The 19,276-nt window shown below is 44.6% G+C and carries 22 protein-coding genes and 1 tRNA gene; 12 read left to right on the plus strand and 11 right to left on the minus strand.

Translation table 11 applies throughout. The features are described from left to right. Nucleotides 1-2: 2 nt before the first annotated feature. Together GWI56_RS21105 and GWI56_RS21110 are read right to left on the minus strand one after the other, a co-directional pair. Nucleotides 3-76, minus strand: a tRNA-Val gene (locus GWI56_RS21105). 250 nt (nucleotides 77-326) lie between these two features. Next, nucleotides 327-1,706 carry an MATE family efflux transporter gene (locus tag GWI56_RS21110; protein WP_168827724.1) on the minus strand — a complete coding sequence of 460 codons (1,380 nt, stop codon included), beginning with the start codon at nucleotides 1,704-1,706 and terminating at the stop codon, nucleotides 327-329. Between the two features lie 33 nt (nucleotides 1,707-1,739). Between GWI56_RS21110 and GWI56_RS21115 the strand changes: the two genes are divergently transcribed. Beyond that, entirely contained in the window at nucleotides 1,740-2,363 is a 624-nt protein-coding gene (locus GWI56_RS21115) for a riboflavin synthase subunit alpha (RefSeq protein WP_198573990.1), read from the plus strand. A gap of 34 nt (nucleotides 2,364-2,397) precedes the next feature. Here GWI56_RS21115 and GWI56_RS21120 read toward each other — a convergent pair whose 3' ends face one another. After that, nucleotides 2,398-2,598: a CPXCG motif-containing cysteine-rich protein gene (locus tag GWI56_RS21120; protein WP_028759934.1), complete on the minus strand. Its 201-nt coding sequence runs from the start codon at nucleotides 2,596-2,598 to the stop codon at nucleotides 2,398-2,400. 247 nt (nucleotides 2,599-2,845) lie between these two features. After that, nucleotides 2,846-3,079 carry a hypothetical protein gene (locus GWI56_RS21125; protein WP_131525575.1) on the minus strand — a complete coding sequence of 78 codons (234 nt, stop codon included), beginning with the start codon at nucleotides 3,077-3,079 and terminating at the stop codon, nucleotides 2,846-2,848. 291 nt (nucleotides 3,080-3,370) lie between these two features. Between GWI56_RS21125 and thrS the strand changes: the two genes are divergently transcribed. From thrS to rplT, 4 genes are all read left to right on the plus strand, one after another. Then, nucleotides 3,371-5,299 (plus strand): threonine--tRNA ligase, encoded by a 1,929-nt coding sequence (gene thrS / locus GWI56_RS21130; RefSeq protein WP_028759936.1) that lies wholly within the window; start codon nucleotides 3,371-3,373, stop codon nucleotides 5,297-5,299. Between the two features lie 3 nt (nucleotides 5,300-5,302). Continuing rightward, nucleotides 5,303-5,845 (plus strand): translation initiation factor IF-3, encoded by a 543-nt coding sequence (gene infC / locus GWI56_RS21135; protein WP_012089240.1) that lies wholly within the window; start codon nucleotides 5,303-5,305, stop codon nucleotides 5,843-5,845. An 84-nt stretch (nucleotides 5,846-5,929) separates the two neighbouring features. Continuing rightward, nucleotides 5,930-6,124, plus strand: coding sequence for a 50S ribosomal protein L35 (gene rpmI, locus GWI56_RS21140; protein WP_006081653.1), 195 nt, complete (start codon nucleotides 5,930-5,932; stop codon nucleotides 6,122-6,124). Nucleotides 6,125-6,140: 16 nt separating this feature from the next. Further along, nucleotides 6,141-6,497, plus strand: coding sequence for a 50S ribosomal protein L20 (gene rplT, locus GWI56_RS21145; protein ID WP_006081652.1), 357 nt, complete (start codon nucleotides 6,141-6,143; stop codon nucleotides 6,495-6,497). Between the two features lie 263 nt (nucleotides 6,498-6,760). Here rplT and trxB read toward each other — a convergent pair whose 3' ends face one another. After that, entirely contained in the window at nucleotides 6,761-7,714 is a 954-nt protein-coding gene (gene trxB / locus GWI56_RS21150) for a thioredoxin-disulfide reductase (protein WP_007647644.1), read from the minus strand. A 332-nt stretch (nucleotides 7,715-8,046) separates the two neighbouring features. Beyond that, nucleotides 8,047-9,162: an alanine dehydrogenase gene (ald, locus tag GWI56_RS21155; RefSeq protein WP_028759938.1), complete on the minus strand. Its 1,116-nt coding sequence runs from the start codon at nucleotides 9,160-9,162 to the stop codon at nucleotides 8,047-8,049. A gap of 179 nt (nucleotides 9,163-9,341) precedes the next feature. Here ald and lrp point away from each other — a divergent pair, with 179 nt between their 5' ends. The 7 genes from lrp (at nucleotide 9,342) to GWI56_RS21850 (ending at nucleotide 16,792) form a co-directional block, all read left to right on the plus strand. After that, entirely contained in the window at nucleotides 9,342-9,848 is a 507-nt protein-coding gene (gene lrp, locus GWI56_RS21160) for a leucine-responsive transcriptional regulator Lrp (RefSeq protein WP_006081649.1), read from the plus strand. A gap of 342 nt (nucleotides 9,849-10,190) precedes the next feature. Continuing rightward, nucleotides 10,191-12,956: a DNA translocase FtsK 4TM domain-containing protein gene (locus GWI56_RS21165; protein WP_198573991.1), complete on the plus strand. Its 2,766-nt coding sequence runs from the start codon at nucleotides 10,191-10,193 to the stop codon at nucleotides 12,954-12,956. A gap of 55 nt (nucleotides 12,957-13,011) precedes the next feature. After that, a complete protein-coding gene (gene lolA / locus GWI56_RS21170) occupies nucleotides 13,012-13,638 on the plus strand; it encodes an outer membrane lipoprotein chaperone LolA (RefSeq protein ID WP_198573992.1) in 627 nt (208 codons plus the stop codon). 8 nt (nucleotides 13,639-13,646) lie between these two features. Further along, a complete protein-coding gene (locus GWI56_RS21175; protein WP_198573993.1) occupies nucleotides 13,647-14,978 on the plus strand; it encodes a replication-associated recombination protein A in 1,332 nt (443 codons plus the stop codon). Beyond that, nucleotides 14,971-15,345, plus strand: a complete 375-nt coding sequence (crcB, locus tag GWI56_RS21180; protein WP_198573994.1) for a fluoride efflux transporter CrcB — start codon at nucleotides 14,971-14,973, stop codon at nucleotides 15,343-15,345. Before GWI56_RS21175 ends, crcB begins: the two co-directional genes overlap by 8 nt. 18 nt (nucleotides 15,346-15,363) lie before the next feature. Next, complete coding sequence (serS, locus tag GWI56_RS21185; RefSeq protein ID WP_028759943.1) at nucleotides 15,364-16,650, plus strand: serine--tRNA ligase; 1,287 nt, start codon at nucleotides 15,364-15,366, stop codon at nucleotides 16,648-16,650. 19 nt (nucleotides 16,651-16,669) lie between these two features. Then, nucleotides 16,670-16,792 (plus strand): hypothetical protein, encoded by a 123-nt coding sequence (locus GWI56_RS21850; protein ID WP_028759944.1) that lies wholly within the window; start codon nucleotides 16,670-16,672, stop codon nucleotides 16,790-16,792. A gap of 99 nt (nucleotides 16,793-16,891) precedes the next feature. Here the strand turns inward: GWI56_RS21850 and GWI56_RS21190 are convergent, their stop codons facing one another. The 5 genes from GWI56_RS21190 to GWI56_RS21210 form a co-directional block, all read right to left on the minus strand. Then, nucleotides 16,892-17,230: a TusE/DsrC/DsvC family sulfur relay protein gene (locus GWI56_RS21190; protein ID WP_198573995.1), complete on the minus strand. Its 339-nt coding sequence runs from the start codon at nucleotides 17,228-17,230 to the stop codon at nucleotides 16,892-16,894. Further along, nucleotides 17,224-17,505, minus strand: coding sequence for a sulfurtransferase complex subunit TusB (gene tusB, locus GWI56_RS21195; protein WP_105252497.1), 282 nt, complete (start codon nucleotides 17,503-17,505; stop codon nucleotides 17,224-17,226). The genes GWI56_RS21190 and tusB overlap by 7 nt, the downstream gene beginning before the upstream one ends. Next, complete coding sequence (gene tusC / locus GWI56_RS21200) at nucleotides 17,505-17,861, minus strand: sulfurtransferase complex subunit TusC (RefSeq protein WP_198573996.1); 357 nt, start codon at nucleotides 17,859-17,861, stop codon at nucleotides 17,505-17,507. The genes tusB and tusC overlap by 1 nt, the downstream gene beginning before the upstream one ends. 14 nt (nucleotides 17,862-17,875) lie before the next feature. Then, nucleotides 17,876-18,265, minus strand: coding sequence for a sulfurtransferase complex subunit TusD (tusD, locus tag GWI56_RS21205; protein WP_028759948.1), 390 nt, complete (start codon nucleotides 18,263-18,265; stop codon nucleotides 17,876-17,878). A gap of 69 nt (nucleotides 18,266-18,334) precedes the next feature. Continuing rightward, complete coding sequence (locus GWI56_RS21210) at nucleotides 18,335-18,994, minus strand: Bax inhibitor-1/YccA family protein (RefSeq protein ID WP_028759949.1); 660 nt, start codon at nucleotides 18,992-18,994, stop codon at nucleotides 18,335-18,337. Nucleotides 18,995-19,276 lie beyond the last annotated feature (282 nt).

Raw genomic sequence — 19,276 nt, forward strand, 5'->3', positions numbered from 1 at the left:
GGTACACCCGAGTGGACTCGAACCACCGACCCCTACCATGTCAAGGTAGTGCTCTAACCAACTGAGCTACGGGTGCATCGCAAAATTTAACAAGCTATTCAAAAGCGTTGCGCCTTGGAACGAACGCTATATTAGGGGCATAGCGCAGGGCAGGCAAGCAAAAAAAACAAATTTGTCGTCAAATGGTGAATTGCTGTGCAACTTGCCCAGTGTTTCAACAATGCCGCCGATAAAACCGCAATTTTTTATTCGCTTTACTTCAGAGAATGCATCGAAATCAAACTGATAAACCAAAAGGCGAGCACTGTCGCTCGCCATTAATGCAATCAATGGTGAACACTGTCACCTTCAATAAGGCTCAAATGCACGCCATGCTTTTGGATGTAACGCAGACGAATGAAAAATAACAGCGCTGCTGAGGTCAAGCCCGCAATCAATCCTGCCCAGAATCCATGGGCGCCCATCGCGGGAACGATATGGTCCGTATAAGCTAAGGTATAACCGAGTGACATACCAATCCCCCAGTAGGAAAACAGCGTGATATAAAAAGCGCTGCGTGTATCTTTATAACCGCGAAGAGCACCCGCTGCGACCACTTGAACTGAATCAGATAATTGATACAGGGCTGCCATCAACATCAAGCTGCCGGCTAAGGCAACCACTTCAGGATCACCATTATAAAGTTTCGCAATTTGGAATCTAAATAATACGGTCAAAACCGCTGTCGTTAGAGCAAGGGATAGTGCCAGCCATAAGCCCACTTTAGTAACCACCGCGGAAATATCAGCGCGATCACGGCCTAAGTAATAACCAATCCGAATCGATACCGCGATACCGATAGATAACGGCAGCATAAATACGATGGCAGAAAAGTTGAGTGCAATCTGGTGACTTGCGACCACTGTTGCGCCAAGTGGCGCGAGTAATAGCGCTATGATGGCAAATAAACTCACTTCAAAAAACAGCGCCATTGCTATCGGCATGCCGAGTTTGGTCATTTTCTTCATAGTTTCAAAGTCTGGGCGATGAAATTTACTGAAGGGAGCTAAAGCCGCGAATTTTTTATGCAACTGCATGTAAATGGTCATGGCAACTAGCATGGCCCAGAATACGAGAGCAGTGGCGATACCACAGCCTGCACCGCCCATGGCCGGTACGCCAAAGTGTCCATAAATAAAAATATAGTTAGCGGGGATATTTACGGCTAGACCGACAAAACCAATGACCATGGTCGGTAATGTATAAGAAATCCCTTCACTACAGCCGCGCAGCACTTGATATAGTACAAATGCGGGCGCGCCCCATAAAATACCGTCGAGATATCCTATGGTTAAGCGGTATAATTCAGGCTCCAAGTCCATGTGGCCAAGCACAAAGGGTGCTGATGCAAGGAAAACCATCACACCAATGCCGCCTATAATGGCAAGATAGGCACCTTGAAAGGCCAAAGGTTGGATAGCTTTTTGATTATTAGCTCCATTGTAGTGGGCAAATAAAGGCGTAAAAGCCATCAGTAAACCTTGGACGAACAGAATAGCGGGTAACCAAAGGCTAGTGCCGACCGCAACAGCGGCCATATCAACCGCGCTAACACGGCCCGCCATAACGGTATCAATAAAGCCCATCATGGTCTGAGTGACCTGAGCTATTAGCACCGGCAGCGCCAATTGGATTAAACGTTTGGCTTGATAGCCTGAATGATTCATAAATACAGCCTTTAACGATTAAGCGAGCAGAAAATGTTTACAGGTATAGTTCAAGCCACCTGCGAGGTGGTTGCAATACATAAGAAAGATGGCCTAAATACCCTTGAGGTAGCGTTCGAACCTGATTTGCATGAGGGACTTGCGATTGGTGCAAGTGTGGCAAATAACGGGGTATGTCTTACTGTGACTCAGGTCGTTGATGATAGGGTATTTTTCGACGTAGTGGAAGAGACCTTGCGACTGACGAATCTGGCTAATTTGTCTATAGGTCAAAGCGTTAATGTTGAGCGTTCGTTAACTTTTGGTAGTGAAATTGGTGGGCACATTCTCTTTGGCCATATCCATACTAAGGCCAAAGTCATCGATATTAGCCATACAGAACAGCATTATGATCTGACACTGGGCATTGAGCCTAAATGGATGGATTACATTTTTTATAAAGGTTTTGTTGGCGTTAATGGCTGTAGTTTAACGGTTGGCGAGGTGAGTGACTCCGGTTTTAAGTTGCACTTAATTCCTGAAACCCTAAAACTGACCAATTTAAGTCAGTATAAAGTGGGTGGTGAACTCAATATTGAGATCGACAGCCAAACACAAATTATCGTCGACACAGTCGAGCGCGTGCTGGCCAGGCGTTTTAACGAACAAGCACGTTAGTTTTGTGACATCGCAGCGTGTAGTGCAATCTCGTTTAATAGATTTGCTCGTCGTCTGAATCGATATACAGCTCAACCGTTCGTCTCGATTCATCGATGTGTAAGCGTAAGTGAATCGGATTACAACAAATTCGGCAGTCATCGTAATAATCTTGGTCTCCACAGCTGGCATCGATACTGATATCTTGATGGTGCCCGCAGTGGGGACAAGCAATAACTTTGTTCATGACTCTCATGGTGCAACTCCTTATCGCCAATAGAGCGAATCGCTCTGCTCAATCAACGCATCTCATACTTCGTACGCTTATCGCTTATATTGTCTGCGCTTTGACGATTTCGAAACCTGAGTGCGCTTTATGTGCTTCCTATTTGAGTATACAGCAGAGTGCAGTGCACTGACTTAGATGAAGTCGGTCTCAAAACGCAGCATGATAGACCTTCTGGTTAAATATTTTCTTGTTGGATCATTATCTCTTCTAAAAACTAGTCCTTTGCCGTCACTAACCCCTCCATTTCATTGCTGTGTAACACGCCATCGCGGGCATCTTGGGTAATATCCAGCGTTAAACGCTGCATCTGTTGCTCAAGTTCACTTTTAATATCAACGAGTAACACTTGAGTATCAATCAAAGATTTGCTTGTGATTTTCACCTGCGGCTCAGGTAAAGCGGTTGCTGTGTGCGTGAGTGTTACAGCCAGTAGAATGCAGTTCAACATATCAACTCCCTTGTCATGTTTTCAGTGATGCCCAATAAACTGGCGCTAGAATAGGGGAGTTAGATGACCAAGAAGTTACCAAGACACTGCAAAATCATGAATTTGCTTTTTGTTTCCAATCCCAATTCTGGTCAATATGCTTGCGCCTTTTAGCTACAATCCCTTAGAATAAACGCCCTGCTACGCAAGGCGGCTAAGACTCCTGTACTGTCTTAACCTAGCGAGCATTTCTCTTACATTAACTAAAACCAAGTGGCCCTACGTGTGGGTCACCACTGGAAAGGACATTTCATGCCTGTAATTACACTTCCCGATGGTAGCAAACGCGAGTTTGCTCATGCTGTATCGACCCTCGATGTTGCCGCCGATATTGGCCCTGGTTTAGCGAAAGCTTGTATCGCTGGCCGCGTTAATGGCGAATTAAAAGATGCTTGCGATCTCATTGAAACCGATGCTGAGCTATCAATCATTACCGCCAAAGACGAAGAAGGTGTTGAAATTCTTCGCCATTCTTGCGCGCATTTATTAGGTCACGCGATTAAGCAAATGTGGCCAGAAACCAAGATGGCGATTGGTCCTGTTATCGATAATGGCTTCTACTATGATATCGACCTTGAGCACAAGTTGACTCAAGATGACATCGACGCATTAGAAAAGCGCATGCTTCAACTGGCAAAAACCAACTATGACGTAGTAAAACGTGTCGTTAGCTGGCAAGAAGCCCGTGATACATTCGCTGCGCGCGGTGAAGATTATAAGATTGCCATTCTGGATGAGAACATCAGCAAAGACGCGACGCCTGCGCTGTATCATCACGAAGAATACACTGACATGTGTCGTGGACCGCACGTACCTAACATGCGTTTCTGCCAGCATTTTAAATTAATGAGCATTGCCGGCGCTTATTGGCGTGGCAACTCAGAAAACAAGATGTTGCAACGTATCTATGGTACCGCTTGGGCCGACAAAAAAGCCTTGAGCACACACTTAACCCGTCTTGAAGAAGCGGCTAAGCGTGACCACCGTAAAATCGGTAAGCAGCTCGACTTGTATCACATGCAAGAAGAAGCACCGGGTATGGTGTTTTGGCATAACGACGGTTGGAGCATCTTCCTCGAATTAGAAAGATTCATTCGCCGTAAGCTAAACCAATATACTTACCAAGAAGTGAAAGGCCCATTAATGATGGACCGCGTGTTGTGGGAACGTTCTGGTCACTGGGATAAATACTCAGAAGCCATGTTCACGACCAGCAGCGAAAACCGCGAATACGCCATCAAACCAATGAACTGCCCAGGCCACGTGCAGATCTTCAACCAAGGGTTGAAATCTTACCGTGATCTGCCATTGCGTATGGCTGAATTTGGTTGCTGTCACCGTAATGAACCTTCAGGCTCGTTACACGGATTAATGCGTGTACGTGGCTTTACGCAAGATGACGCCCATATTTTCTGTACTGACAGCCAAGTTCAAGAGGAAGTGAGTGCCTGTATCCAGATGGTTTACGATACTTACGCGACCTTCGGCTTTGAAAATATCGTAGTAAAACTGTCGACTCGCCCAGAGAAACGTATCGGTGACGATGCGATGTGGGACAGAGCGGAAGAAGCACTTAAGCAAGCTCTGCGTGCCAATAATATTGAATTCACTATTTTGCCAGGCGAAGGCGCGTTCTACGGACCAAAAATCGAATTTACTTTACACGATTGTTTGGACCGAGCGTGGCAATGTGGTACTGTGCAGCTCGATTATGCGTTGCCAAGCCGTCTTGGTGCAACTTACGTTGCCGAAGATAACAGCCGTCAGACCCCAGTGATGATCCATCGTGCTATTTTAGGCTCTTTGGAACGATTTTTGGGTATCTTGATAGAAGAATATGCAGGACGTTTCCCAACTTGGTTAGCCCCAATGCAAGTTGTCGTGATGAATATCACCGATAAACAGGCTGATTATGTTGAAGAAGTCGTAAAATTCTTCAAAGAACAAGGTATTCGAGCGTCTTTTGACTTGAGGAATGAGAAAATAGGCTTTAAAATACGCGAGCACACCTTAAGGCGTGTCCCTTATTTGTTGGTCGTTGGCGATCAAGAAATGGAAAATAAGGAAGTAGCGGTGCGTACCCGTGATGGTATCGATTTAGGTAAGATGCGACTTGAAGATTTCGCCACTAAAATCCATCAACAGATTTCGCTCCGTAGTCTCAAATTGTTGGAGGAATAGGTCATAAAGATCAAAAAAACAGCAGGGCGTCAGCCGGCCCCTAATAGAATCAATGAAGAAATCACAGGTGTACCAGAAGTACGCTTAACAGGCATTGATGGTGAAGCTATTGGTGTGGTAAGCATCAGAGATGCTCAGAATTTGGCAGATGAAGCAGGTGTAGACCTAGTAGAAATCAGCCCAAATGCTGAACCTCCAGTATGTCGCATTATGGACTACGGTAAGTTCCTTTTTGATAAGGCTAAGTCAGCCAAGGAACAAAAGAAGAAGCAAAAGCAGGTTCAGGTCAAGGAAATTAAATTCCGTCCTGGAACTGACGAAAACGACTATCAGGTAAAACTACGCAACCTGATACGTTTTCTGGAAGACGGGGACAAAGCGAAGATTACGCTTCGTTTCCGAGGTCGCGAAATGGCACACCAAAACCTGGGTATGGATCTATTGAACCGTATCAAGGCTGATTTGGACGAGTATGCGGTTGTTGAATCTTTCCCGAAAATGGAAGGCCGACAAGCAATTATGGTGCTAGCGCCTAAAAAGAAATAAGTAGGGCAAAACTTAAAGTAGCAAAGGTCTATGGCCTTTGCTCGCCTTGCTTTTTATTAAACATCCCAATGCGGAGTTTTAGAAATGCCTAAAATGAAAACAGATAAGGGTGTAGCGAAGCGTTTTAAGAAAACCGCTAATGGTTTCAAGCGCAAGCAAGCACACTTACGTCACATTTTGACGAAAAAAAGCACTAAACGTAAACGTCACTTACGTGCCAAATGTTTAGTATCAAAAGCTGACGTTCCAGCAATCGCGCGTCAATTACCTTACGCTTAATTTAGGAGTTTAGAAAATGCCAAGAGTTAAGCGTGGTGTAACCGCTCGTGCTCGTCACAAGAAAGTTTTAAAACTAGCTAAAGGTTATTATGGCGCTCGTAGCCGTACTTACCGTGTTGCTGTTCAAGCAGTAACTAAAGCTGGTCAATATGCTTATCGTGACCGTCGTCAGAAAAAACGTCAATTCCGTCAACTTTGGATTGCACGTATTAATGCTGCCGCTCGTCAAAATGGTCTGTCTTACAGCCGTTTCATCAACGGTCTGAAAAAGGCGTCTATCGAAATCGATCGTAAGATTTTGGCTGACATCGCTGTATTCGACAAAGTTGTATTTGCAACTTTAGTTGAAAAAGCAAAAGAAGCGTTAAACTAAGAAATTAGTTTGTTGCTGTAGAGAAGGGACCATTTGGTCCCTTTTTTTGTGCGCCATTTTTGACTTAACCTAATGATGTTATTTACCTAAACACTTATAAGCGCCCATCTAACTGGTACAAGATTAAGAATCGTGAAGGAAAGACACGTGCGCGCGTGAACAGTACTTACTGGTAAGCCCGCAAAAATTTTGCTATTGCTTAACGATTTTGACCTAAAAAAATAGCAGGCTAAACCTGCTATTCGTTGAAAAATCGAGTCTAGTTACTTCTTAGCGTCTAAATAACGCTCTGCATCGAGTGCAGCCATACAGCCGGTGCCAGCAGAAGTAATGGCTTGACGATAATGTTGGTCCATCACATCACCACAGGCATAAACACCTTCGATACTGGTTTGCGTGGCGTTACCTTGCAAGCCACTCTGAACTTTTAAATAACCGTGGTTCATTTCCAACTGGCCTTCAAAAATACCGGTATTAGGGCTGTGACCAATAGCGACGAACACACCAGCAACGGCTAAGTCAGTGATCGAGCCATCTTTAGTGCTCTTCATCTTCAGACCTGTCACACCCATGGCATCACCAACCACTTCATCCATGGTTTGATCTAAGTGAAGGATGATGTTGCCATTGGCGACTTTGTCCATCAGACGGTCGATTAAGATTTTTTCTGAGCGGAAGGTGTCACGGCGATGGATGAGGTGAACTTCAGCAGCAATATTGCTTAAATACAATGCTTCTTCAACGGCGGTGTTGCCGCCACCGATAACTGCGACTTTTTGATTGCGATAGAAGAAGCCATCACAGGTTGCACAGGCTGATACACCGCGACCTTTGAAAGCTTCTTCTGACTCTAACCCTAAGTAACGGGCAGAAGCGCCAGTTGCGATGATCAGTGCATCACAGGTGTACTCGCCATTGTCGCCTTTCAAGCGGAAAGGGCGCTCGGTTAAAGTGACTTCGTTAATGTGATCGAACAAGATTTCAGTATCGAACTTTTCAGCATGCTTCTGCATACGTTCCATCAAGGCTGGACCCGTTAAGTCGTCCGCGTCACCTGGCCAGTTTTCAACTTCAGTCGTCGTGGTTAATTGACCGCCTTGCTGCATACCTGTGATCATCACAGGTTTTAAATTCGCACGCGCAGCATAAACGGCTGCGGTATATCCTGCTGGGCCTGAACCCAAAATCAATAAGTTACAATGTCTGACCTGGCTCATTTTTATCTCCGTGCCTTTAGCAAATTGCAAGGATTGTAGGGAATTTACCTGTGGGGGTAAAGTGTTGGAGGGCGATTCTTTTAGATTGCACTAATCGAGTCCATCCGTTTTAGTATGGAGAGTGTCAGTTTTACTTTACTGTGAATAAATAGCTTAAGTGTGAACCACGAAATGAAGCACGGGATGAGCTTGTATAAATATGATGGTGCGATCGTAGTGGAGCCTATTTCTACCCAATAAAAAATCGGCCTCAATAGTATCGAGACCGATTTGAATTACATACTAAGTAAAGCCAGCTTAAATCCACATAAAAAGTTAAGTTAATTAAAAACTTATACTAATAGTGTCGCAGGAGATGTGAACGCTAAGTTTAGGGCGTGAGCCACTTCCTTACACACCACTTTACCGTGCATGACGTTTAAGCCATTAAGAAAATGCTTGTCTTGCAACAGCGCTTCTTTATAGCCTAAATTTGCTAACTTGAGAATGTACGGTAAGGTTGCATTATTAAGCGCAAATGTTGAAGTACGAGCGACCGCACCAGGCATATTTGCAACACAGTAATGCACAACATCATCAACGATATAGGTAGGATCTTGGTGAGTAGTGGCATGTGAAGTTTCAACACAACCGCCTTGATCGATCGCCACGTCAACGATAGCGCTGCCAGGTTTCATACGTGAAATCATGCTACGAGTAACCAATTTGGGCGCCGCAGCACCTGGAATTAGTACACCACCGATCACAAGATCGGCCTCAATAACATGACGTTCAATTGCATCCGCAGTTGAGTAAATGGCTTTTACAGCAGAACCGAATTGCACATTTAAACGACGTAGAGCATCAATACTGCGATCAAGCACAACAACATCAGCACCCATACCAACTGCTACTTGTGCTGCATTAGTACCAACCATACCGCCGCCAATAATGACGACTTTAGCAGGCTCAACCCCCGGTACGCCGCCCAATAACATACCGCGGCCACCAGAAGATTTCTCTAATGCCATAGCGCCAGCTTGGATTGACATACGACCAGCGACTTCAGACATAGGGGCAAGCAAAGGCAGGCCACCACGATCGTCTGTCACAGTTTCGTAAGCGATACATACGGCACCACTTTTGATTAAATCTTCAGTTTGCGGTAAATCTGGAGCAAGATGCAGATAAGTAAATAAAATCTGATCGTGACGCAACATAGCGCGTTCAACTGCTTGAGGCTCTTTTACTTTTACAATCATCTGCGCTTTAGCAAAAACTTCAGCAGCAGTCGCTAAAATTGTGGCGCCAGCATCAATATAATCTTGATCTGAAAAACCAATACCTATGCCTGCATTTGTTTCAACAAAAACGTCGTGACCTTTGATCGCCAACTCGCGAACACTAGAAGGAACCATACCGACACGATATTCGTGGTTTTTAATTTCCTTGGGAACACCAATAATCATCTTTGAGCCTCAATTGCCTGAAATCCCACTTTTAATGGGCATAATTGTTATTTTATCGTGACCTGAACGTGATTAATTCAGGGATATCTAGTATAGTATCGGCGACGCAGTTTATGCTGCTGAACTTTCGGCATACGTAGAATAAAATGTTGTTTTAGTGATAAAGCAAGGTTAAATAAATGGCATATAATAAAAAGAGTCCTGTAAAAGACTTGGATCGCATCGATCGCAACATTCTTAATGAACTACAACTTGATGGCCGCATTTCAAATGTGGAATTGTCAAAAAGAGTCGGACTAAGTCCAACTCCGTGTTTAGAAAGAGTAAAACGTCTCGAAAAGCAAGGTTACATCAATGGCTATACCGCATTGGTGAATCCTCATTTCTTGGGTGCATCCCTACTGGTATTCGTGGAAATCACATTAAGCCGTGATACTCCCGAAGTGTTTGATAAGTTTAACCGTGCAGTGCAACTACTCGATGATATTCAAGAATGTCATCTGGTTTCAGGCGATTTTGACTACTTACTGAAAACTCGTGTTTCAGATATGTCGGCTTATCGTCGCTTGTTAGGTGAAACTTTATTGAAATTACCTTCAGTTTCCGACACGCGTACTTATGTTGTGATGGAAGAAGTTAAGCACACCAGTCGTGTAGCGATAAATCATCTACTCTCAGATATCTAAATTACCCTGATTGTTTGGTTTTACAATAAGGGGCTTAGGCCCCTTATTTATCAGTAACGTCGATATATTCATCTCATTTAACGCCTATTACTATTCGCCTTGTATTGCCCTTAAGTTTGCTAACTTAGGGGCTTCTTTTTGTGGCATTTTTAAACAAATTTGTTAACGGAAGTGTTTGTGTAATAACTCATTCCTCCCTAAAAGCACACTAAAACACCTCAATAGACTAAATTTTGCCAATCATGACCAATTCTGTATAGAAAAACAGGCTAATGTGCTCCACATTTAGTGGGATTCTGGTATCGTTAGCCCACCTGTTTTCACTTTTATGGATTACGTCGTTTGTCTCAAGGAAATAGTGTACGCACGCTCACTGGCCTGCAACGTCTGCTGGAAGGCGGACTCATCATTTGTTGTGTTCTCGCCACTTATATTTTGCTCGCATTGACGAGTTTTAGTCCGTCTGATCCTGGTTGGAGTCAGTCGCATTTTCAAGGCGATATTAAAAACTGGACCGGAGCAGTAGGGGCTTGGATTGCCGATATTCTGTTATATTTCTTCGGCGTTACGGCTTATATCATGCCAATTATTGTCGCATCGACGGGTTGGTTATTGTTCAAACGTGCCCATCATTTACTTGAAATTGATTACTTTTCAGTGGCCCTGAGATTGATAGGATTTTTACTGATCATTCTAGGATTTTCTGCTTTGGCGAGCATGAATGCCAACAACATCTACGAGTTTTCGGCAGGCGGAGTGGCGGGTGATGTGATCGGTCAAGCCATGTTGCCGTATTTTAATAAACTCGGCACTACCTTATTACTGCTGTGTTTCTTGGGCTCAGGCTTTACGCTGTTGACTGGGATTAGCTGGCTGACGGTGGTCGAGAAAATCGGCTTAGTCTCTATTTGGATTTATAAAAAGTTAAAATTATTGCCGCAAGCGATGAAGCGTGAGCATGAAACCGAGGATACCCGTGGTTTTATGTCCGTGGTGGATAAGTTTAAACAGCGCCGTGAATCCCAATATGTGCTAGAAAAGCCCCCCATAGTTGAAAAGCCTAAGGTGCGTGAGCGTCATATTGGTCGTAGAGCTGAGATAACCCCAACGCTATATGCTGCCACTGATGATATGGTCATTGAACCAGAAGGTATTATTACTGAAACTGAGAATAATTCGTCGCCAAAAAACAAACTATCGGCGCTTGCAAAAATTCTGAGCTTGAATAGCAGTAAAAGTAAGAGTGTACAACGGGTTGAGCCACAAATCGATAATGATGATTTGGCCGCCCATGGCAATTTTGAAGCGCCACCTTGGTTAGCTGAACCTCAACATTCAAATGCCGATGAGCAAGACAATGCCGATTTAAATTCGCATTCATTCGATCATGATGACAATGAGCCTGTGTTTAGCAGTCAAGCATTTACAGAAGATGAAGACGATGAAAGTCTAGGTTTTAGCGATGATGATGTCATTGATTTTGATACTAAAGTGTCAACAGGTGCAGTGAATCAAGCGCAGCGTAATAAGCAAGATCAAAAAGCTAAAATTGTCGATGGCATTGTGGTATTGCCAGGACAAGAAGACAAACCCGCACCGAAAAAACCGATGGATCCTCTGCCGAGTATTAACTTGCTCGACATACCTGACCGTAAGAAGAATCCCATCAGCCCAGAGGAATTGGATCAAGTCGCTCGCCTTGTTGAGCTTAAATTGGCCGATTTCAACATCATCGCCAATGTAGTGGGTGTGTATCCAGGTCCTGTGATCACACGCTTTGAATTAGAATTAGCGCCGGGCGTTAAAGCGTCAAAAATCTCTAATCTATCAAAGGATTTAGCTCGTTCATTACTGGCTGAAAGTGTGCGCGTGGTTGAAGTTATTCCGGGCAAGGCTTATGTCGGACTCGAATTGCCCAATAAATTCCGCGAAACCGTGTTTATGCGCGATGTGTTAGATTGTGCCGCCTTTACTGAGAGTAAATCCAACTTAACTATGGTGTTAGGCCAAGATATTGCTGGTGACCCCGTTGTTGTTGATCTTGGTAAAATGCCACATTTATTGGTAGCCGGTACTACAGGCTCTGGTAAGTCTGTGGGTGTAAACGTGATGATCACCAGCTTACTGTATAAGTCTGGCCCAGAAGATGTACGCTTTATCATGATCGACCCCAAAATGTTGGAATTGTCTGTCTATGAAGGTATTCCGCATTTGCTATGTGAAGTCGTGACCGACATGAAAGAAGCTGCCAATGCGCTGCGTTGGTGTGTCGGCGAGATGGAACGCCGCTATAAGCTGATGTCTATGATGGGCGTACGTAACATCAAGGGCTATAACGCTAAAATTGCCGAGGCGAAGGCCAATGGCGAAGTGATTTTAGATCCTATGTGGAAGTCTTCTGACAGCATGGAGTCAGAAGCGCCTGCGTTAGATAAGCTGCCATCGATTGTTGTCGTGGTCGATGAATTTGCTGACATGATGATGATTGTTGGTAAAAAAGTTGAAGAGTTGATTGCCCGTATTGCCCAAAAAGCGCGTGCCGCAGGCATACATTTAATTCTTGCAACCCAAAGACCGTCAGTGGATGTGATCACAGGTTTAATTAAGGCCAACATTCCCACACGTATGGCGTTCCAAGTGTCATCTCGTATCGATTCGCGCACCATTTTAGATCAACAGGGTGCCGAAACCTTGCTTGGTATGGGTGACATGTTATTTTTGCCACCGGGTACTGCGGTACCTAATCGTGTTCATGGTGCGTTCGTTGATGATCATGAAGTTCACCGTGTTGTTGCCGACTGGTGCGCCCGTGGCAAACCGCAATATATCGAAGAAATCCTCAACGGTGCCAGTGATGGTGAACAAGTATTATTGCCTGGTGAAACCGCTGAATCAGACGAAGAATACGATCCGTTATACGATGAAGCCGTTGCCTTTGTGACTGAAACTCGTCGCGGCTCGATTTCAAGCGTACAGCGTAAATTTAAGATTGGTTATAACCGTGCAGCACGCATTATAGAACAGATGGAAGCACAAGGTATTGTTTCTGCTCAAGGCCACAACGGTAACCGTGAAGTCTTAGCGCCGCCAGCACCAAAACATTATTAAGCCGCGCTAAGGCGTAGCTTTGATACACCCAAGGGTTTACAGGGTAAGGAATAAAATGAAAAAACGATTATGCGCTGTGTTGTTAGCTTCACCTTTGCTATTTAGCGCGGCTGTGTTTGCCGATGATGCGCAGCAGCTCAGGGAAAAATTGATTGGTACCGCGTCACTAAAAGCCGATTTCAAACAAACCGTAACAGATGTCAATAAAAAGGTTATTCAAACGGGGTCTGGCATTTTTGCCTTAGCGTATCCGAATCAATTTTATTGGCATTTAACCCAGCCAGATGAATCGCAGATTGTCGCTGATGGTAAAGATTTGTGGATCTACAATCCTTTCGCCGAAGAGGTGGTCATCATGGATTTTGCTGAAGCAATCAATGCATCTCCCATCGCATTGCTCGTCCACCGCGACGATGCGACTTGGTCACAGTATTCAGTGTCCAAGAAACAAGATTGCTATGAGATCAAACCTAAGGCGATTGATTCGGGCATATTGTCCGTCAATGTGTGTTTCAAAAATGCCCTGTTAGTCAACTTTAATGTTGCCGATGATAAAGGTAATTTAAGCCTGTTTGATTTAAGCAATCAGCAAGCCATCACAAATAAAGACAAAGCCTTGTTCACCTTTGTGATCCCAGACAGCGTCGATGTTGATGATCAACGTCGTAAAGCAGCGCATTAGGCTATCGCGTGAGCAGTTTATCGTTTAATTTTGCGCCCGATTTTCGTCCCTTGGCCGCGCGCATGCGGCCAAGAACGATTGGCGAGTACATAGGTCAAGCCCATTTACTGGGTGAGGGCCAACCACTACGTAAAGCATTGGAAGCAGGGCGCGCCCATTCTATGATGTTGTGGGGACCGCCGGGCACAGGTAAAACAACCTTAGCCGAATTAATCGCACATTATTCAAATGCTCACGTTGAACGCATTTCAGCGGTCACTTCTGGCGTTAAGGACATTCGCGCCGCGATTGAGCAAGCAAAAGCCGTTGCAGAATCCCGTGGCCAACGTACCCTATTGTTTGTCGATGAAGTCCACCGATTCAATAAGAGTCAGCAAGATGCCTTTCTGCCATTTATTGAAGATGGCACAGTGATCTTTATCGGCGCGACCACAGAAAATCCGTCTTTTGAAATCAACAATGCCTTACTCTCGCGGGCAAGGGTCTATCTTATCAAGCGCTTAAGCCATGATGAAATCGCCCATATAGTGACTCAAGCCTTAAACGATAACGAGCGCGGTTTAGGCCTACGACAATTTGTAATGCCAACCGATGTGCTCACCACATTGGCACAACTTTGTGATGGTGATGCCCGTAAAGCGTTAAATCTTATTGAGTTGATGAGTGATATGCTCATCGACGGTGGTACCTTTACCACTGAAATGTTAATTCAAGTGGCGGGGCACCAAGTTGCTGGTTTTGATAAGAACGGCGATCAATTTTACGATCTTATTTCAGCGGTACATAAATCCATTCGCGGCTCAGCACCCGATGCGGCGTTGTATTGGTTTTGTCGAATATTAGAAGGCGGTGGCGATCCGCTTTACGTGGCAAGGCGCTTACTGGCGATTGCCTCTGAAGATGTGGGCAATGCCGATCCTGCGGCGATGACAATCGCACTGAATGCTTGGGATTGTTTTCACCGTGTTGGCCCCGCCGAAGGTGAGCGAGCAATAGCACAAGCCATTGTTTATCTTGCCAGTGCGCCGAAGAGCAACGCTGTGTATACCGCATTTAAGGCGGCGCGTGCGTTAGCTCGCGAAACAGGACAAGTCGAAGTACCGCACCATTTACGCAATGCACCGACTCAATTAATGAAAGACATCGGCATGGGTGCAGGGTATCGATATGCCCACGACGAAGCCAATGCTTATGCCAGTGGTGAAAATTATTTCCCCGAATCCCTACAAACAGCACAGTTTTATTTTCCGACTGAGCGAGGGTTTGAGAAGCGGATCAAAGATAAATTGGCACAATTAGCCCAGTTAGATCAAGCCAGTGAGAACAAAAGATATGACTAACATCTTATTAGTGGCTTTCGGTGGGTCAATTGGAGCAGTTTTACGCTATCTTATTTCAATATTCATGATCCAAGTATTTGGCAGCAGTTTTCCTTTTGGTACACTGTTGGTTAATGTTATAGGTTCATTTTTTATGAGCGTAATTTACGCTCTGGGGCAAATGAGTCATATCAGCCCTGAACTCAAAGCGCTTATAGGTATCGGTCTATTAGGTGCTTTGACAACGTTTTCGACTTTCTCTAATGAAACCTTGTTGCTGATGCAAGAAGGGGATTGGCTGAAGGCGATTTTGAATGTGGTGTTGAATCTAAGTCTATGTTTATTCATGGTGTACTTAGGTCAACAACTGGTTTTTTCTCGCATTTAACTATTAAGAATATATCACATGTTAGATCCTAAATTTTTGCGCAACGAATTAGAAGTTACCGCTGAGCGACTGGCTACCCGTGGCTTTATTTTAGACATAGCTCATCTCATTCAATTAGAAGAAAAGCGTAAGTCACTGCAAGTGGCTACCGAAGAATTACAAGCGTCGCGTAATGCCATCTCCAAATCCATTGGCCAAGCTAAAGCCCGTGGTGAAGATGTTGACGCAATCATGGCGCAAGTGGGCGATTTAGGTTCACAGTTGGATGCCAAAAAGATTGAACTGGCCGCTGTACTTGAAGAAGTCAATGCCATTGCCATGTCTATGCCTAACCTGCCTGATGAATCAGTACCAATGGGTGCCGATGAAACAGAGAACGTTGAAGTGAGACGTTGGGGGACGCCACGCACTTTTGATTTCCCGATTAAAGATCATATCGATTTAGGTGAAGGCTTAAACGGCTTAGATTTTAAAAATGCCGTTAAAATTACTGGCTCACGTTTCATCGTGATGAAAGGCCAAGTCGCCCGCTTAAATCGCGCCATTGGTCAGTTCATGTTGGACTTACATACCACAGAGCACGGTTATACCGAAGCCTATGTGCCATTACTGGTTAACGAGGCAAGCTTACTCGGCACAGGCCAGCTACCTAAGTTTGGTGAAGACTTATTCCACACTAAACCTGCGACTGAAGAAGGCCAAGGCTTGAGCCTTATCCCAACCGCAGAAGTGCCATTAACGAACTTAGTTCGCGATAGCATTGTTGATGAAGACGAGCTGCCAATAAAGTTAACTGCGCATACTGCATGTTTCCGCAGCGAAGCGGGCTCATACGGCAAAGATACCCGTGGTCTGATCCGTCAGCACCAATTCGATAAAGTTGAAATGGTGCAAATTGTTAAGCCTGAAGATTCAATGGCGGCACTTGAAGCGCTGACTGGTCATGCTGAAACAGTGTTGCAGCGTTTAGGTTTACCGTATCGAACTGTGATTTTATGTACTGGCGATATGGGCTTTGGCTCAAGCAAAACCTACGACATCGAAGTCTGGTTACCAGCACAAAATACCTATCGTGAGATTTCTTCTTGCTCAAACATGAAGGATTTCCAAGCCCGTCGTATGCAAGCACGTTACCGCGTGAAAGCAGATAATAAGCCTGCGCTATTGCATACGTTAAACGGCTCAGGTTTAGCTGTAGGTCGTACTTTAGTGGCTATTTTAGAAAACTATCAAAATGCTGATGGTAGTATCACAGTCCCTGAAGTTCTGCGTCCTTACATGGGCGGTTTGACTCAAATAGGCTAATGGAACACAAAATAATACTATGGATAAAGGCCAGCGCTATCTCCGTTGGCTTTCCTATACCGCTGTGATTGCAGTATTTTTTGCTGTAATGCTCGCCACCGTAGGCAAAGCCATCTGGGTTGTGTTAGAAAACGTCAAATAACCCTATCAACTTTGTTCAAGTAAAAAGAAAGGCATGTTTCCCAAGGGAACATGCCTTTTTGTTTGTGTCATGTTTACGTGATGACTTAACCCTTTGCCATTAAATACACTTAGCTGGTTTGGGCAGGCCAGCGATTTTCGTTGCTTGTTTCGCAGGTCCAATCGGGAATAGGGTATATAAGTATTTTGAATTGCCTTTGTCTGGTCCTAAGGCTTGGCCAATGGCTTTAACTAATACACGGATAGCAGGGCTCGTTTTATATTCGAGATAGAAATCTCGAACAAAGTTAATCACTTCCCAATGGGCTGGCGTAAGTACAATTTGCTCTTCTGCCGCTAACAACAGGGCCATATCGGGTTGCCAATCGTTAAGATTTTTTAAATAACCTTGATGGTCACGGTCGATTTCTGCGCCATTAAATTGCAATGGATTTACCACGTTATCACCTTGTCATGGAGTAATGATTGAGCCACAAACTCATTGTAATCGATAAGCATGACGTTCTTTAAACGTTCGGATAGGCCACGTGCGACAACATCGTCTTTTAAGACCATCAACTTGAAGGGCGATAATGCCATTGCCCACTGGCGCAGCAGTAACGCGTTAACGCCATCGCTCGATAATAAAATCGCATCTTCCTTACAGGCGTAACGTAAACAAAGTTTCAGCGCGCTATCTCGACTGGGAGATGTTTGAATATGATGTAAAATCATTAGAATACTAAGACCTCATCCACTTGGTTTAAATGGGCTGCGATGGCTTCATCGTTGACGACTGTCACTGGGATCGACAGTAAGCCATGGCTTAAGCCGTAATCGGCTAAGGATTGCTTACAGACAAATACAGATCCAATATCATACAGCGGCAGTGCTTTAAAGGTGGAGATGTAATCTTTAGCACCGATAAGCTCAGGCAGTTGCTCTTTAATCAAATGCAACACACCTTCATCAACAAACACTAAACTCACTTCTTGTTCGAAGCTAGCGCTAAGCAGGGCAAGATCTAAACCTTCGCGGCCACGAACAGTACCATGTGGCGAGCAGCGAAATAGGATACACAATTTTTTCATAGTAGCCCTGAGAGTTAAAAACTGATCAAACGATCGGCCGATTCAATACCTGTGATTAGCTCACCTAAACCGCCCATGATAAATGACTCGCCCACATTCCAGTGGCTAAGGCCATTCTCGCTGGCATCTTGCTGACTCACAATGCCGCGACGTAGCGCTGCAGAAACGCAATTGACTAACGGGACCTGATGGGATTGCGCCAGCTGTTTCCAGTCACTGATCACATCGTTTTCATCGGAGGCGGGTAAGCTTAAATCTGTGGAGTTATACACGCCATCTTGATAAAAAAACACACAGATAATCTGATGCCCAGCTAAAAGTGCAGCTTGGGAGAAGCGTAAGGCATTAACACTCGCCGACGTGCCATAAGCGGGCCCGTTCACTTGGATAATAAATTTGCTCATTTAAAATAAAAATGGCCCTAAAAGTAGGGCCATTCTAACGCAAGTTAAGCTAAAAATCGCTAACTAGGATTAGTCATCGTTGCCTATGCCCATCAGGTGCAACAGCGCGATGAAGAGGTTTAAGAAGTCTAAGTATAACGAGATAGTCGCGCGAATGTAGTTAGTTTCGCCGCCATTGACGATACGGCTAGTATCAAACAGGATAAAACCTGTCATCAGTAACGCCAAGCCTGCGTTAATTGCCATAAAGGCAACACTGTTACCCATAAAAATATTAATCACAGCGGCGGCGATCACCACAATCAAGCCGGCGAACAAGAATCCACGTAGGAAAGAGAAATCTTTCTTAGTGGTCACGGCATAGGCTGATAACGCAACAAAAATCACTGACGTTAACCCCAGTGCTTGCATGATCAGCTGTGGACCGTTTGCCATACCCGCGTAGTGATTGAGCATGTAGCCCAGTGAGGCACCTTCCATACCTGTAAAGGCAAACACCCAGAAGATACCCGCTGCAGACTCGGCTTTACGTAAAGTGACAAACAACAGTACTAGGCCACCAATCGATAAACCAATGGAGACTAAGGGACTGATATTTAATGCCATTGCCAAACCCGCACACAGGGCAGAGAAGGCCAATGTCATCGATAACAGCATATAAGTGTTTTTAAGAAGTTTGTTCACTTCCAGTGTTGACGCACTCGTCGAATATAAGGTTTCTTGGGTCATGTTGATCTCCGTTGACACATTTCCAAACTGATCATTTTGATTTTTTACAGCGCACTAAGTTCCCGTAAAATCCTAAAATGAACTTAACTGGTGCAATGATACCGTACATGGGATACGGGTGAAAGTCATAGAACCATGAATAACAAATTGTTAATCTTCAAAATTTTACTCAATTATTTATTTCAACTTTAACTGCAAAGCATAAAAGTAAAGAATCCGCCTTCTTAGAAGGCGGCTTTGACTTGCCCCTGGAAGGGGCTATTCCAAGAACCTACATCATCT

Source organism: Shewanella sp. DW31 (assembly GCF_015767295.1).
In the GTDB taxonomy this organism is placed as follows: Bacteria; Pseudomonadota; Gammaproteobacteria; order Enterobacterales; family Shewanellaceae; genus Shewanella; species Shewanella oncorhynchi.

Bases quoted from the DNA above. Each gene is read 5' to 3' on its own strand.
- GWI56_RS21110 (WP_168827724.1), bottom strand. From the start codon at position 1,706: ATGAATCATTCAGGCTATCAAGCCAAACGTTTAATCCAATTGGCGCTG.
- GWI56_RS21115 (WP_198573990.1), top strand. From the start codon at position 1,740: ATGTTTACAGGTATAGTTCAAGCCACCTGCGAGGTGGTTGCAATACAT.
- GWI56_RS21120 (WP_028759934.1), bottom strand. From the start codon at position 2,598: ATGAGAGTCATGAACAAAGTTATTGCTTGTCCCCACTGCGGGCACCAT.
- GWI56_RS21125 (WP_131525575.1), bottom strand. From the start codon at position 3,079: ATGTTGAACTGCATTCTACTGGCTGTAACACTCACGCACACAGCAACC.
- thrS (WP_028759936.1), top strand. From the start codon at position 3,371: ATGCCTGTAATTACACTTCCCGATGGTAGCAAACGCGAGTTTGCTCAT.
- rpmI (WP_006081653.1), top strand. From the start codon at position 5,930: ATGCCTAAAATGAAAACAGATAAGGGTGTAGCGAAGCGTTTTAAGAAA.
- rplT (WP_006081652.1), top strand. From the start codon at position 6,141: ATGCCAAGAGTTAAGCGTGGTGTAACCGCTCGTGCTCGTCACAAGAAA.
- trxB (WP_007647644.1), bottom strand. From the start codon at position 7,714: ATGAGCCAGGTCAGACATTGTAACTTATTGATTTTGGGTTCAGGCCCA.
- ald (WP_028759938.1), bottom strand. From the start codon at position 9,162: ATGATTATTGGTGTTCCCAAGGAAATTAAAAACCACGAATATCGTGTC.
- lrp (WP_006081649.1), top strand. From the start codon at position 9,342: ATGGCATATAATAAAAAGAGTCCTGTAAAAGACTTGGATCGCATCGAT.
- lolA (WP_198573992.1), top strand. From the start codon at position 13,012: ATGAAAAAACGATTATGCGCTGTGTTGTTAGCTTCACCTTTGCTATTT.
- crcB (WP_198573994.1), top strand. From the start codon at position 14,971: ATGACTAACATCTTATTAGTGGCTTTCGGTGGGTCAATTGGAGCAGTT.
- serS (WP_028759943.1), top strand. From the start codon at position 15,364: ATGTTAGATCCTAAATTTTTGCGCAACGAATTAGAAGTTACCGCTGAG.
- GWI56_RS21850 (WP_028759944.1), top strand. From the start codon at position 16,670: ATGGATAAAGGCCAGCGCTATCTCCGTTGGCTTTCCTATACCGCTGTG.
- tusB (WP_105252497.1), bottom strand. From the start codon at position 17,505: ATGATTTTACATCATATTCAAACATCTCCCAGTCGAGATAGCGCGCTG.
- tusC (WP_198573996.1), bottom strand. From the start codon at position 17,861: ATGAAAAAATTGTGTATCCTATTTCGCTGCTCGCCACATGGTACTGTT.
- tusD (WP_028759948.1), bottom strand. From the start codon at position 18,265: ATGAGCAAATTTATTATCCAAGTGAACGGGCCCGCTTATGGCACGTCG.
- GWI56_RS21210 (WP_028759949.1), bottom strand. From the start codon at position 18,994: ATGACCCAAGAAACCTTATATTCGACGAGTGCGTCAACACTGGAAGTG.